At 62.8% G+C, this 13,497-nt stretch carries 15 protein-coding genes and 1 tRNA gene; 9 read left to right on the plus strand and 7 right to left on the minus strand.

Going from position 1 to position 13,497, the window contains the following annotated elements; genetic code table 11:
• A partial coding sequence (locus KQ296_RS00095; RefSeq protein ID WP_259726285.1) for an S-layer homology domain-containing protein occupies positions 1 to 231 on the minus strand: 231 nt, incomplete at its 3' end.
• Between the two features lie 103 nt (positions 232 to 334).
• On the opposite strand from KQ296_RS00095, the gene KQ296_RS00100 reads away from it, so the two are divergent.
• Positions 335 to 1,678: a 16S rRNA (cytosine(967)-C(5))-methyltransferase gene (locus KQ296_RS00100; protein WP_011933676.1), complete on the plus strand. Its 1,344-nt coding sequence runs from the start codon at positions 335 to 337 to the stop codon at positions 1,676 to 1,678.
• Here KQ296_RS00100 and KQ296_RS00105 read toward each other — a convergent pair.
• The 3 genes from KQ296_RS00105 to KQ296_RS00115 are packed head-to-tail and all read right to left on the minus strand — an operon-like array spanning position 1,656 to position 4,875.
• Positions 1,656 to 3,695 carry a transglycosylase domain-containing protein gene (locus KQ296_RS00105; protein WP_259726273.1) on the minus strand — a complete coding sequence of 680 codons (2,040 nt, stop codon included), beginning with the start codon at positions 3,693 to 3,695 and terminating at the stop codon, positions 1,656 to 1,658. The genes KQ296_RS00100 and KQ296_RS00105 overlap by 23 nt on opposite strands.
• Positions 3,692 to 4,645: a chlorophyll synthase ChlG gene (gene chlG, locus KQ296_RS00110; protein ID WP_011933674.1), complete on the minus strand. Its 954-nt coding sequence runs from the start codon at positions 4,643 to 4,645 to the stop codon at positions 3,692 to 3,694. Before chlG ends, KQ296_RS00105 begins: the two co-directional genes overlap by 4 nt.
• Before the next feature lie 11 nt (positions 4,646 to 4,656).
• Positions 4,657 to 4,875, minus strand: coding sequence for a DUF2862 domain-containing protein (locus tag KQ296_RS00115; RefSeq protein WP_011933673.1), 219 nt, complete (start codon positions 4,873 to 4,875; stop codon positions 4,657 to 4,659).
• 54 nt (positions 4,876 to 4,929) lie between these two features.
• On the opposite strand from KQ296_RS00115, the gene hisF reads away from it, so the two are divergent.
• The 7 genes from hisF to KQ296_RS00150 all read left to right on the plus strand — a co-directional run bounded on the left by hisF (position 4,930) and on the right by KQ296_RS00150 (position 10,205).
• A complete protein-coding gene (hisF, locus tag KQ296_RS00120; protein ID WP_011933672.1) occupies positions 4,930 to 5,721 on the plus strand; it encodes an imidazole glycerol phosphate synthase subunit HisF in 792 nt (263 codons plus the stop codon).
• A 138-nt stretch (positions 5,722 to 5,859) separates the two neighbouring features.
• Complete coding sequence (locus KQ296_RS00125) at positions 5,860 to 6,012, plus strand: hypothetical protein (RefSeq protein ID WP_259726274.1); 153 nt, start codon at positions 5,860 to 5,862, stop codon at positions 6,010 to 6,012.
• Positions 6,009 to 6,710, plus strand: a complete 702-nt coding sequence (gene ubiE / locus KQ296_RS00130; protein ID WP_011933670.1) for a bifunctional demethylmenaquinone methyltransferase/2-methoxy-6-polyprenyl-1,4-benzoquinol methylase UbiE — start codon at positions 6,009 to 6,011, stop codon at positions 6,708 to 6,710. The genes KQ296_RS00125 and ubiE overlap by 4 nt, the downstream gene beginning before the upstream one ends.
• A gap of 86 nt (positions 6,711 to 6,796) precedes the next feature.
• Positions 6,797 to 7,144, plus strand: coding sequence for a hypothetical protein (locus tag KQ296_RS00135; RefSeq protein WP_011933669.1), 348 nt, complete (start codon positions 6,797 to 6,799; stop codon positions 7,142 to 7,144).
• 49 nt (positions 7,145 to 7,193) lie between these two features.
• Positions 7,194 to 8,084 carry a glycine--tRNA ligase subunit alpha gene (gene glyQ / locus KQ296_RS00140; protein ID WP_011933668.1) on the plus strand — a complete coding sequence of 297 codons (891 nt, stop codon included), beginning with the start codon at positions 7,194 to 7,196 and terminating at the stop codon, positions 8,082 to 8,084.
• Positions 8,085 to 8,137: 53 nt separating this feature from the next.
• The gene (locus tag KQ296_RS00145; protein ID WP_011933667.1) at positions 8,138 to 10,093 is read left to right on the plus strand and encodes a ComEC/Rec2 family competence protein; all 1,956 of its coding nucleotides are present in this window, start codon (positions 8,138 to 8,140) and stop codon (positions 10,091 to 10,093) included.
• Between the two features lie 25 nt (positions 10,094 to 10,118).
• Positions 10,119 to 10,205: transfer RNA gene (locus KQ296_RS00150), tRNA-Ser, on the plus strand.
• 27 nt (positions 10,206 to 10,232) lie between these two features.
• Here the strand turns inward: KQ296_RS00150 and KQ296_RS00155 are convergent.
• Positions 10,233 to 10,490: a hypothetical protein gene (locus KQ296_RS00155; RefSeq protein ID WP_011933666.1), complete on the minus strand. Its 258-nt coding sequence runs from the start codon at positions 10,488 to 10,490 to the stop codon at positions 10,233 to 10,235.
• A 196-nt stretch (positions 10,491 to 10,686) separates the two neighbouring features.
• Here KQ296_RS00155 and KQ296_RS00160 point away from each other — a divergent pair, with 196 nt between their 5' ends.
• Positions 10,687 to 11,445, plus strand: coding sequence for a sugar transferase (locus tag KQ296_RS00160; protein ID WP_041428893.1), 759 nt, complete (start codon positions 10,687 to 10,689; stop codon positions 11,443 to 11,445).
• 15 nt (positions 11,446 to 11,460) lie between these two features.
• Here the strand turns inward: KQ296_RS00160 and cbiB are convergent, their stop codons facing one another.
• Together cbiB and ilvC are read right to left on the minus strand one after the other, a co-directional pair.
• Positions 11,461 to 12,456, minus strand: coding sequence for an adenosylcobinamide-phosphate synthase CbiB (cbiB, locus tag KQ296_RS00165; RefSeq protein WP_011933664.1), 996 nt, complete (start codon positions 12,454 to 12,456; stop codon positions 11,461 to 11,463).
• Between the two features lie 28 nt (positions 12,457 to 12,484).
• Positions 12,485 to 13,480, minus strand: a complete 996-nt coding sequence (gene ilvC / locus KQ296_RS00170) for a ketol-acid reductoisomerase (protein WP_011933663.1) — start codon at positions 13,478 to 13,480, stop codon at positions 12,485 to 12,487.
• Between the last annotated feature and the right edge of the window lie 17 nt (positions 13,481 to 13,497).

Here is a 13,497-nt window from a genome sequence, read left to right on the forward strand (position 1 = left end):
GCGGGTCATGGCCCGGTTGCCGCGGTAGGTGCCGTTGGGGTAGCCAGCGACGCAGCCGTAGCGCTCGATCAGGTTGCTCAGTGCCTGGTAAGCCCAGTCGGTGGGATACACATCAGAGAACTGAGTGATGCTGGTGACCTGTTCCAAGCTGTCGCCTATCACGTCCGTGGCTTCAACCGACACAGGAGCGAAAACCACGAGAGCCGTACTAGCCAAGATCATTCTCTGCATGGCAAACGCTGGCACGTTTGTATTCCAAAAAAACAGCTGCAACTTTGGAGTGGTTCCGTCAAGGGTGTGGCGCTAGCTCTTGAGAAGGTGTTGTTTGTCACGCGTGAGTGAGTCGCCGTCTCGATCCGAAACGCCCGGGCTGGCGTCGCGCCGTGTGGCCTTGGAGGTGCTGGAAGCTGTGGCGGCTGGGGCTTACGCCGATGTCGCCCTCGAGCGAGCGCTGCGTCAGCACCCCTTGCAGGCCGCGGACCGCGGCCTGGCCACCGAATTGGCCTATGGCGCCATTCGCTGGCGTCAGTGGCTGGATGCCTGGCTCGACAAGCTCGGCAAAGTGCCGGCACGCAAGCAGCCTCCACGCCTGCGCTGGTTGCTGCATCTCGGTTTGTACCAGGTGCTGCGCATGGAGCGGATCCCTGCCGCCGCTGCCGTGAATACGACGGTGGAACTGGCCAAACGGGGCAAGCTGGCGCGCCTGGCGCCTGTGGTGAATGGCCTGCTGCGCGCAGCGCTTCGGGCCCGTGAAGCGGGCGATGGTTTGGTTCAGCCGACCGATCCGGCGCTGGCGCTGGCGCAAAACCAGTCGCTGCCGCTCTGGTTCACCCAGGATTTGCTGCGCTGGTGCGGCCCGGCTCAGGCCGCTCAAGTGGCGCAGGCGTGCAATCAGGTGCCGCCGTTGGATCTACGCATCAACCGGCTGCGTTCATCGCCCGCAGAGATGGCTGCACGTCTGGCGGAATGCAGCATGCCCACGGCGGCGATCCCCGGCTGCCCGGATGGTTTGCAGGTGTTGCACTCAGCAGGGGATCTGCGCCAGTGGCCGGGGTACGAGGAAGGCCACTGGTGCGTGCAGGATCGTGCGGCTCAGTGGGTGGCGCCGTTGCTGGCCGTTGAGCCAGGGCAGCGGGTGCTGGATGCCTGCGCAGCGCCCGGCGGTAAGGCCACCCATCTGGCGGAATTAATGGGGGATCAAGGAGAGGTTTGGGCTGTGGACCGCTCGGGCGGGCGCCTGCAACGGGTGGCCGCCAACGCTGCTCGACTCGGCTGTGGCTGCATCAATGCCTTGGCGGCGGATGCCGCGCAATTGCTCGAAGAACGCCCGCAGTGGCGAGCTTCCTTTGATCGGATCCTGTTGGATGCCCCCTGCTCCGGTCTGGGAACGTTGGCCCGTCACCCGGATGCGCGCTGGCGCATCAGCGAAGCGTCGATTGCCGATTTGGTGAAGCTGCAGGCTGGCCTTCTTGATGCCCTGGTGCCATTGCTCAAGCCTGGCGGACGGATCGTGTATGCCACCTGCACCGTGCACCCTGCCGAGAACACCGAACAGATTCATGGCTGGTTGCAGCGTCATCCCCAGCTCGTGCTGGCGTCTGAACAGCAGCGCTGGCCAGACCCGCAGGGTGGGGATGGGTTTTATGCAGCCGTGATCACTGCACCGGCAGCGGCCTGAAATTTTCATCCACCGGCGGTCCTCCTGGTGGGGCGACGTAACGGGGTGGCGGTGCCGTTGGTGCAGCCGGCGGTTCTCCCCCGATGAAGGGCTCTTCGCCGGGAGCCCAGAGATCAGGCCCTGGGGTGTAGTCGTATCCCTGATAAGGGGCTTCCTCTCGTCTTCCGGAGGGTTTGGCTTTGCCGGGCGGCTGGAAGGTGCGCGTGAGCACGGGCTTGGGGGGGAAGTTCTGCACCGGGTAGGTGCCCTTCACCTCCTCCATGAACTGCTTCCAGGCCCAGGCAGCTTCTCCGCTGTTGCTGTTGGTTTCGTTGTTGTTGTCGTAGCCAAACCACACGGCCGTGGTGAGTTGGGGGATCGATCCGATAAACCACAGATCCCGGGCTCCCTCTGAGGTTCCGGTTTTGCCGGCCACCGGACGGTCTTCCAGGCGGGCCGCAGCGCCGGTTCCCCCACTCACCACCCGTTGGAACATCCAGTTCATGGCATCGGCCACGTCGCTGTCGAGGGCCCGCCGCCCTTTGTCGCCGTCCACGCGCCTGCTCCAGAGCACATTGCCGTTTGGGCCTCGGATCTCCTCGAAAGCCGTGGGTTTCACGTAGACCCCCCGATTGGCAACAGCGGCATAGGCGGCTGTCATCTCGAGAACGGTCTGCTCGTAGGCCCCGATGGCCATGGGGTAGTACTTGCCCAGTGGGCGCTGGTTGCCGATGCCCAGCTTGTTGGCGGTGCTGATGATCGCGTCGAACCCGACCTTGTCCTGCAGCTGCACCGCCACGGTGTTCAGCGAGTTCTTCAGGGCATCCGCCAGGGAAATGGTGCCGAAGTATTTGTTGCCGAAATTCTTGGGGCAGTAGCCCGCCCAGCAGCGGGGAGCGTCCACGAACTTGTCTTCCGGCTTCACCCCGGAATTGATCGCAGCGGCATAGGGAAACAGCTTGAAGGTGGAACCGGGCGAGCGCAGCGCCTGGGTGGCGCGATTGAACTGGCTGCTGCTGAAGTCTTTGCCACCCACCATCACGCGCACTAGGCCTGTGCCCGGTTCCATCGACACGATCGAGCCTTCGGTGTCGAAGGGTGCGAATTCACGCACCACGGATTGTGCTTTCTTCTGCCAGTTGAGATTCAGGCTGGTGCGGATTTTCAGGCCGCCCACTTCCAGTTGTTCCGGCGTCAGCAGGCGGGGAAGTTGCTGGGCGACCCAACTGGTGAAGAACGGCGCTGCACTGTTGAAGTATTTGGGAATCGCAGGTTTGAGCGCCAACGGGCTGTTGCGGGCTTGCTCGGCTTCGCTGGCTGTGATGAATCCCGACTGACGCATGCGGTCGAGCACCAGGCTGCGCCGTTCCAGGGCCAGTTTCGGATTCACCAGAGGCGAATACACCGAGGGCGCGGGGGGCAGGCCGGCGATCAATGCGGCCTCAGGAAGGTTGAGCTCGCTCGGTGTTTTGGAGAAGTACACCCAGGCCGCATCGGCCAGGCCGTAGGCGCTGGAGCCGAGGTACACATAGTTGAGGTATTGCTCGAGGATCTGCTCCTTGCTGAGTTGGCGTTCGAGCTTGTAGGCCAGGGCCGCTTCCTTGAGCTTGCGGGTCAGCGTGCGGTCCTGGCTCAGGAACACCGTGCGGGCCAGCTGCTGGGTGATCGTGCTGGCGCCTTCGCGCACGGCTCCCTGGCGGACGTTTCGCACCAAAGCACGGCCAATGCCCCAGAGATCCACGCCGTCGTGCTCATAGAAGCGGCGGTCTTCAGCGGCGATGAAGGCCTGCTTCACCAGCAGGGGCATTTGTCCAGGCTCGATTTTTTCCCGGGTGGCAGGGCCGAGCTTCTGAATCACGGCACCGTTGCTGGAGAGCAGGGTGATCGTGCCGGGGCGGTTAAAACGACTGATCCCGCGAGCATCCGGGAGGGTGGCGTCGAAAGCGCGGGTGACAGCGGCCTGGGCAAGGGCAACACCAACACCCACCACAACGGCAGATCCGCCGATCAGAACCCAATGACGACGGGTGCGGGTCACATCCCTGGAGTCAGGGAACTATGGCCAATTGCCAGGGCGGTCACGAGCATGCCGAGCACGAGGAAGGGCTGCGCGCTGGCTTGATATTTCACGTCGTAAGCCACTGGATCCCGCAGCAGCCAGATGTCTTGAAAGGTGATCTGAGGCACGATCAGCAGCACCAGAAGCACGGCAGCAAAATGCTGCCCGATGGCGATCAGCACCGCAACCATCAACAGCTGGAAGATATCGATCATCCCAGCGCTGATCCAGCTTGCCGGCCGAATTCCGAATGCAACCGGAAGTGACTGAAGGCCCAGGGCACGGTCACCTTCCACACTCTTGAAGTCGTTCACAACGGCGATGCCAAGTCCGGCGAGGCTGTAGGCCAGGGTGAGAATCGCTGTCGCCCAAGTGAGCTGTCCAAACAGTGCTTGGCCGGCCCACCAGGGAAGGGCGATGTAGCTCGCTCCCAGGGCGTAATTACCGAGCCAGCCGTTCTGTTTGAGCTTGAGCGGGGGCGCTGAATAGATGAAGCTCACAAACGACCCACCGAGCGCAAGCAGCAAGAGCACCGGGGTGGTGTGCCCGGCCCAGAGATCCAGGGCATAGGCCACGGCAAGACCTGCCAGCAGCAACACCCAGATCTGCAGTTTCACCTGGCCCAGAGGAATGGCCCCGGATGGAATCGGCCTGTAGGGCTCATTGATCGCGTCGATCTCGCGGTCGTAGTAATCGTTGATGGTCTGGGTGTAACCAGCCAGCAAAGGACCGCTCATCACCATGCAGCCGAGCGCCGCTGCGAAATGATCCAGGCGCCACTCGTAATGCCCACTGGCGGCTGCACCGCAAACCACGCCCCAGATCAGCGGGATCCAGGTCACGGGTTTCATGAGCTGCAGGCGCAGCTTCCAGATGTTGGTGGTGCCGCTGGCACCTTTCATGCCAAGCAGCTGACGGGCGTCACTCACGCGTTGAGTCCTCAGGCGGGAGCGATTTCATCTTCAAAGAACCAGTTGGTTGACCCATCGCTGAGTTCAACAACCACTCCGATTCCCTTGCCATCCACGGTCCGAAAATCCGTCACGGTGCCATTGGCGTCGGTTTTCAGCAGCTCAACCAGCGCTTTGGGGATGCGATCGCGAACGCGGGTGACACGCACCTTGGAGCCGATGTCGATGGTGACTGCCTGCTGTGACATGGCCTGCGAGGCTTGGAAAGTGGCAGCAACCCTAACAGCCGCAAATCAAACGTCATGGTCGCTCTCCGCCTGATTCCCTGCCTCGATGTGGCCGCTGGCCGGGTGGTGAAGGGCATCAATTTCGTTGGACTGCGCGATGCCGGAGACCCCGTTGAGCTTGCTTGCCGCTACAGCCAGGCCGGAGCTGATGAGCTGGTGTTTCTGGATATCGCAGCCAGCCACGAAGGACGCGCCACCCTTGTTGATCTGGTGAAGCGCACCTCGGAGCAGGTCACGATCCCCTTCACCGTTGGTGGAGGAATCGGCTCTGTGGAGGGAATCACGGAGTTGTTGAGGGCTGGAGCTGACAAAGTCAGCCTGAATTCCTCGGCTGTGCGGCGTCCTGAGCTGGTGCAAGAGGGCGCGCAGCGTTTTGGCTGTCAGTGCATCGTTGTGGCGATCGATGCCCGTCGCCGTGATGGCGGTGGATGGGATGTGTATGTGAAGGGTGGCCGCGAGAACACCGGCCTTGACGCTGTTGATTGGGCCCGTGAAGTGGCCAGGCTCGGAGCGGGAGAAATCCTGCTCACGTCCATGGACGGTGATGGCACCCAGGCGGGGTATGACCTGGACCTCACCCGTGCTGTCGCCCAAGCGGTGCCGGTTCCAGTGATTGCCTCCGGTGGAGCTGGAACGCTCGATCACATCGCCGAGGCTCTCGACCAGGGTCCCAGCGGTGGACACGCGTCGGCCGCGTTGCTGGCGTCCCTGCTTCACGACGGCGTTCTGACGGTGCAAGAGATCAAGAACGACCTGCTGCATCGTGGTCTGGCCATTCGCCCCCCCGAAGGCGCTGGTGATACTTAAAGTTTTGATACGTCGCTGCAAGCGCCAAGCGCCGTGTTGAACCAAGGGTCCAAATCGATGGTTTTGAGTGCACTTTCGGTGCCTCAGGTGAACGCATGGTCGCCGACTTTCTGGATTGGGCTTGCCCTGGTAAGCATCGTGATCGCACTGGTGGCCTGGGGGTTGCAGCTCATGCAATCCGCCGTTGATCAACAGGAGTTTTCCTTGATGCTGGCGGGGTGTCTGGTGTGTTCAGCTGCCGTTGGACTAGCCACGGTGATGGTGATGACCTTGAACGACTTCCTGCTTTGAAACCTGGAGATCCAGAGGCTGTTGAGCAGCTGTTCAATGACGCTGCGCCCACCTACGACCGGCTGAACGACCTGCTCAGCTTTGGGTTGCATCGCCAATGGAAACGCCAGATGCTTCTCGATCTGGCTCCGCGTTCTGGGGAGAGCTGGCTTGATCTCTGTTGCGGCACTGGCGATCTGGCCCTTGCACTGGCCAGGCGGGTTCGCCCTGGTGGCCAGGTGGTGGGAGTGGACACGGCCGAGGCGCCGCTTGCGCTTGCGCGCCAACGCGCAGCGCGCGAGCCCTGGCTAACGCTTGCTTTCCAGCAGGGCGACGCCCTGGCTCTCAACGCCGAGACCGCCTCGGTTGATGGGGTGGTGATGGCCTATGGGTTGCGCAATCTTGCTGATCCGGCAGCGGGTCTCCAGGAAATCAAACGGGTGTTGCGGCCTGGGGGCCGGGCAGGCCTCCTTGATTTCAATCGACTGCAGCCCACGTCCATGGCAGCGCGCTTTCAGCGGGCCTACCTGCGGCGTGTGGTGGTTCCCGTGGCCGATGGGCTTGGCCTCAAAGACCACTACGCCTATCTCGAGGCCAGTTTGCAGCGCTTTCCCGATGGTGCCTCCCAGGAACAGCTGGCCAGAGCCGTGGGATTTCCCCTGGCCCGTCATCGCCCTGTGGCTGGGGGGCTGATGGGGCTTTTAACCCTGCGCTCTTGAAGAGCTGCAACACACCCTTTGTATCGCTTGCGACAAATGAGACTGGTGACTTATGAAGGAATCATTAAGAACCGGAGGCATTCACGTTGGCCTTTCCGCTGCCGTCGCTGTTGGCGTCCATCGAAGATCTCCTCAGTGAAGTCCAGTGGCTGGACGGGATGATCCTGGTGACCGACTCGCAAAAAGCCACGTTTGTGTCGTTCTCGCAGGTGGATCCCATCCTGCGCCGATTGCGCTCTCGTCCCAGGGGAGCCGAAGTGGCCGAGCAGCTCTGCATGTCCCTGCTTGAGACCCATGGGAAAGGGGCGTCCAAGCCCGTGCTCGTGTTCCAGGGCGATGGCAGTTTCTGGCTGGGGATGATGGGACCAGGCCATGGCCATCCCCACCGTCATCACGCCATCGCCCATCTCCACCGTTGTCTGTCGTTGAGTTGAGCCGGGAGGGTCTTTGAGGAGAATGCCCTGCAACGGCCCCAACGCACGGATGCACTTCCAAGACATCATCAGCACCCTCAACCGGTTCTGGTCTGAGCAGGGATGTCTGTTGCTCCAGCCCTACGACACGGAAAAGGGGGCTGGAACCATGAGTCCGCACACCGTGCTGCGCGCCATTGGTCCTGAGCCCTGGGCTGTGGCCTACCCAGAACCCTGCCGCCGGCCCACCGATGGGCGTTATGGCGACAACCCCAACCGAGCTCAGCACTACTTCCAGTACCAGGTGCTGATCAAGCCATCCCCTGATGGCATTCAGGAGACCTATCTCGCCTCCCTGGAGGCTCTCGGCATCAAGGCAGCGGACCACGACATCCGCTTTGTGGAAGACAACTGGGAGTCCCCCACCCTTGGTGCCTGGGGTGTGGGCTGGGAAGTGTGGCTGGATGGCATGGAGGTCACCCAGTTCACCTATTTCCAGCAGTGCGGCGGTCTGGATTGCAAACCCGTGTCGATTGAGATCACCTACGGCCTCGAGCGCCTGGCGATGTATCTCCAGGATGTGGAGAGCATCTGGGATCTGAGTTGGAATGCCCAGCGCAGTTACGGCGACATCTGGCTGCCTTTTGAGAAGGGTCAGTGCCATTTCAACTTCGAGGCGTCCAACCCAGAGCGGCTGAAGCAGCTGTTCGCGATCTATGAGGCGGAGGCCACCGATCTGATCGCCCAGAACTTGCCCGCTCCGGCCCTGGATTTTGTGCTCAAGTGCTCGCACACCTTCAACCTCCTGGAGGCCCGTGGCGTGATCTCGGTGACCGAGCGCACGGCCACCATCGGCCGGATCCGCACGCTGGCCCGCAAGGTGGCCGAAGCCTGGCTGGCGGAGCGAGAGGCGCTCGGATTTCCCTTGCTGGAGCCGAGTGCGGCAACAGCAGCGGTCTGATCCCTTTGCGGCCAACCGGGGAACCCTCGCTGCATCACTGATGCGGGTGCCCCATGAATTCGGCCCTGGCCACGGCGTTGCTCCTGCTGCTGGGATCCCTGGGAGCGGCGCTGTCCCAGACCTGGCAGCACTGGTGCACGCTGCTGGTGGTGCTGGGTCTCGGTCTTGGCGTTCTGCGCCGGTGCTGCGGGCTTTCTAGGCCATCTCTGGGCCTGATCAGCCTGTTTCTGGCGCTCGTGATCGCCCGCTCCGGCCTGGCCGCTGAGCCGCGCCCCCATCCCTTGGATCCCAGTCATTGGATTCCGGTGAAGGGCCCGGCTGTGGAGGTGACCCTCCAGGGACGTCTGCTGAACGATGGACGGCTTCGCGATGGACGTTGCCGCGCTCTGCTGGAGGTGAATCATCTCGATGGTGCGCGGCGCCGGGGGAGGACGGAACTCACCGTCGATCCCTGTCAGCAGCCTCTGCATCGGGGCTATTGGCTTGAAGTCACAGGGGCGCTGCGACGGCCTCGGCCTGCTGCTCACCCCTTGCTTCGTGGCGGAGCGGAGCGCTTGCTCGCTCGAGGCAGTTGGAGCCAGATCCGCAGTGCGTCCGTTCGGGTCTTGCGCCAGTCCTGGACGCCTTTGGCCGATGGCCGCCGGCGCATTGCCGAGGCCTTCACCACGGCAGCCGGACCTGCGCGCGGGGGGCTGCTGGCCGCGCTTGTGCTGGGGAGTGCGCAGGTGGATCTGATGGCGGATCTGCGTGAGGCCTTCCGCGTGGCGGGTCTCTCTCATGCCCTCGCCGCTTCAGGGTTTCATCTGTCCGTGCTGCTGGGCACCACCCTGGCGGCCACCCGCTCAGGTCCGTCTGCGCTGCGCATCGGGGCCGGGGGAAGTGCCATGGGCTTGTTTCTGGCGTTGGCCGGTGCCCAGCCCTCGGTGGTGCGGGCCGTGCTGATGGGCGCCGCCGCTCTCCTGATCCGTGAAGGGGGTCAGCGCAGTCGCCCGCTCGGCGTGCTGGTGCTCACCCTGCTGCTCATGTTGCTGATGCATCCAGCTTGGGCCCGTTCGGTGGGCTTTCAACTCAGCGCTGCAGCAACCGCGGGTTTGGTGGTGTCGGCTGCTCCCTTGGAACAGTGGCTTTGCACCCATGGGCCGGGGTGGCTGCGTCCCCTCGCCCCTGCCCTGTCCGTCCCCATCGCTGCTCTGGCCTGGACCCTGCCCCTGCAGTTGCTGCATTTCGGTTCGACCCCCCTTTACGCCCTGGTCAGCAATCTGTTGGCGGCTCCCTTGCTCGCTCCGCTCACCCTGTCGGCGATGGCGTTGGCCCTGCTTGTGCTGGTCGCGCCGGCGCCGATCACCGCCTTCGTTCTTCCCTGGCTGATCTGGCCCGTTCAGCAGTTGGCAGGCGTGCTGATCGTTCTGGTGCACTGGATCAGTGGCTGGCCTTGGGCCCAGTTGCTCACCGGCCGTCCCCAACCGCTGGTGGTGCTCGCGCTTGCCCTTGCCTTGATTCCCTGGTGGTTACCCGCGCTGCGGCGTTGGCGTTGCCACGCCGTTCCCCTGGCTCTGTTGGCTGTGGTGGTGCAGGGGTGGGTGCAGTGCAGCGATGACCTGATCAGGGTGGAGCAGTGGGGACGCCAATGGCTGGTGCTGCGCCATCGCGGCCGTGCGGCTTTGTTGAGCAGCCATGGCGATGGTTTGAGTTGCCATGTGGCCAGGCAACTGGGCGCGGGGCTTGGCCATGCCCGTTTCGATTGGGTGGCGGTGATGGATCCTGTGGCCATGGACCAGTCCGGATGTTGGAGTCCCCTGGCGCACACTGTTTTGGCGGAGCAGCAGGGGCAGCTCCCCCTGCGCTCTGGGCAGACGTTGACAAGTGCAGGCCTGGGTTTGCGCGTGACCGGTGCCAGAGGTCGTCACCTGCAGGTTCAGGTGGGACAGCGGCTGCTTGCTCTGCGTCGCAGGGATCTGTTAATCCCACGCGGGGAGCTGGCTTGGGTGGGGCGTGGGGCGGAGCACTAAAGTGATTGAGCGCATGACTGCGCAGGGAGAGGTGGCAGAGTCCGGTTGATTGCGCACGACTCGAAATCGTGTAGGGGTCACACCCTCGTGGGTTCGAATCCCACCCTCTCCGTTTTCGATGCCATCAAATCGTCCTGAATCAGGAGTGAAACAGCAGGACCAGCCCGAGGCTGACCTGATGGAATTCTCGTTCTTCCCTGCTTAGGTCAAGCCCAACGTCAAGTCCTTCCTTCAAGGCGTCGTCGAAAGGAGGGGTCAGAGGCTGGTCGTCTGAATGCCACAAGGCAGCAATTCCCACTGGCGTGGCATGCCAGCGAAAGTGAACGGTCTCACCGATTGAGGCCTCTTTCAGGGATTCCTCAAGAAGGCTGTTGAGAGGGGTGCTGGTGATTGCCATGTCCCAAGCTTCGGGACAAGGCGAGTCGTCGGCAATTTCCTGAGAGACTTCGTGATGAACCTGTCGCGTTGTGAGACTGGATGGCGAAACGCTTGCAGCCTGGGCTTTGCTTCTGTGCCGTTGCAGCTACTGACCCTGAAGTGCTGACGGATCATTGGCGTTGCAGTTGATTGGGATGAGACAGGAGGGACAGGGATTGCTCAGCGCATCAGGGCGATCTGTGTTGAAGACTTCGGCTTCCGGGCTCAGGCGTCGTGCATCGCGTCGGCATCTGGAGCTGATTTCCGCGCCTCCCTCGAGCCTGACGGCGCTCACCCTCGTGCGCCGTCAAAGCCGCGTGGGGCGCACGCTCAAACGCAGCGGTGATGTGCTTTTCTCACTCGCGGTTCTTGCGGTGGGTGCCCCGCTGTTCGGTGTCTTGGCAGCGCTGGTGAAACTCAGCTCTCCGGGGCCGGTGTTTTATGTGCAGAAACGCGTTGGCCGCGGCTACCGGCGCTTCGGCTGCATCAAATTCCGCACCATGCGAGCCGATGCGGATGCCGTGCTGGCGCAGGTGCTGGAGCGATCGCCAGCCATGCGTGCTGAGTTCGAGCGTGACTTCAAGCTCCGGAACGATCCGCGGATTACACCGATTGGCCGGTTTCTCAGGCGGTCAAGTCTTGATGAACTTCCCCAGTTCCTCAATGTGTTGCGTGGGGAAATGAGCGTGGTGGGTCCAAGGCCGATCGTTGATAAGGAGATTGAGCGTTATTCCGATTACATGGATGAAGTGCTGGCTGTCCGTCCAGGCTTGACGGGGCTTTGGCAGGTGAGCGGGCGCAATAACCTCAGTTATGCCAAGAGGGTTCGATTGGATCTGGCCTATGCCCGAGGCCGTTCCTTCCTGCTTGATTGCGCCATCATCCTGCGCACGTTCGGTGTGCTGTTGCTGCCGATGGACCGCGGGGCGTATTGATCCCCATGCGCTGCGTTAGTGCTGCGTGAGCAGGCTCAGCCCTGCTGCTGCCGCCAGCCACATCCATTCCAGTCGTGATGAGAGCGACAGGATGGTTCGCACGCCGCGTGGGTCGGCCTGTGCTCCCCCAGCGCCGAGCAGGGGTTTCTCGATCCAGGTGTTTCCGTAGCGGTTCCAGCCCCCCAGCTCAACCCCGGCGCAATGGGCGTAGATCGCTTCCGATCGTCCGGCATTGGGTGAAGGATCTGCAGCGCCATCCCGTTCCGCTGCTCGCACCAATGAGGGCCAGAACCACCAGCTGCGGCTGATCAACGGCAGCGTCACCATCACCAGCCGGCAGGGCAGCCAGGTAAGGGCATCGTCCAAACGGGCGCCAGCGGTTCCCAGCCAGCGCAATCTCCCGCGCCTGTAGCCCAGCATGGAGTCGAGGGTGCTGCTGGCCTTGAACCCCCACGCCAGGGCGAGGGGGCCAGGACTTTGCAGCCAGCCTGCGCTCCACAGGGCCACGCCCACGAGCATCCAAAACAAGGGCGCGAAGACGCCATCCACGGCATTTTCACTGGCCGTCTCCGCAGCTGCTCGCAAAATCTCATTGCCGCTGAGCTGCTTCGTCTCACGGCCCACAATCCAGCTCAGCCGCTCCCGGGCCAGGGTCGGCTCTTCATCGCCCTTGGCTGGGAGGGCCTTGACCACGGCCATGACGCTGTCGTGAAGGCTTCGTGCCGCCAGCGCACTGGCGAGGGCCACGATCAGGATCACACCGGCAGCCCACTGCCACAGTCCGCTGGATTGCAGCCAAAGACGCTCGATCAGCCAACCAGCGCCCGCGCTGGTCAACACCAGGGCCGCCGTGATCAGACCACCACTCAAGCGCAGTGCCCTGGGACGGTCTCCCGCCCAGGGTTCCAGCCGTTGCCTGAGCCAGTGGATGGCCCTCCCCATCCAGACCACTGGATGGGGTGACCAATGGGGATCACCGATCAACCAGTCGAAACCGGCCGCGGCGATCACCAGATAAGCGGACTGAATGGTCCCCGTCTCAGGACGCTTTCAACCAGCTGAACATCGACCGCAGTCCCTTGCCCACTTCCTCGATCTTGTGGTGACGGTCCTGTTCGCGGATCTTGTTCATCTCTGGCTTGCCGGCTTCGCATTCCGCCACGAAGTTCTTGGCGAAGGTGCCGTCCTGGATGTCGCCGAGGATGCGCTTCATTTCCGCCTTGGTGTCGGCCGTGATCAGGCGCGGACCGCTGACGTAGTCGCCGTATTCGGCGGTGTTGGAGATGGAGTCACGCATGGCCGAAAGGCCGCCTTTCACCATCAGATCCACGATCAGCTTCACCTCATGCAGGCATTCGAAGTAAGCCAGCTCGGGCTGGTACCCGGCTTCCACCAGGGTTTCGAAACCTGCTTTCACCAGTTCGGAAAGACCGCCGCAGAGCACAGCCTGTTCACCGAACAGGTCGGTCTCGGTTTCCTCTTTGAAGTTGGTCTCCAGGATTCCGGCTCGGGTGCCACCGATTCCTTTGGCGTAGGCCATGGCCAGCCCACGGGCGTTGCCGGAGGCGTCTTGCTCGATCGCGAACAGGGCGGGCACGCCCTGGCCGTTCTGGTATTCCCAGCGCACGGTGTGGCCCGGACCTTTGGGGGCGATCATCACCACATCAACGTCGGCAGGCGGCTTGATGAGTCCGAAGCGGATGTTGAAGCCATGGGCGAAGCTCAGCACCTTGCCCGCTTTCAGATGCGGTGCGATTTCCTTGGCGTAAACGTCCTTCTGGAACTCATCAGGCAGCAGCACCATGATCCAGTCGGCTCGTTCTGCAGCCTCCGCCACAGAGAGCACCTCGAGGCCATCGGCCTTGGCTTTCTCAGCGGAGCGGCTGCCTTCATACAGACCCACCACCACGTCAACGCCGCTGTCCTTGAGGTTGAGGGCGTGGGCATGACCCTGGGAGCCATAGCCGACGATGGCCACCGTCTTGCCGCTGAGCAGCGAGAGATCGGCATCGGTGTCGTAGAAAAGCTGAGCCATCCGGACGGTGGTTGTGG

Origin of the sequence: Synechococcus sp. CS-197, assembly GCF_025128215.1 — a bacterium.
Taxonomy (GTDB): Bacteria; Cyanobacteriota; Cyanobacteriia; order PCC-6307; family Cyanobiaceae; genus Synechococcus_C.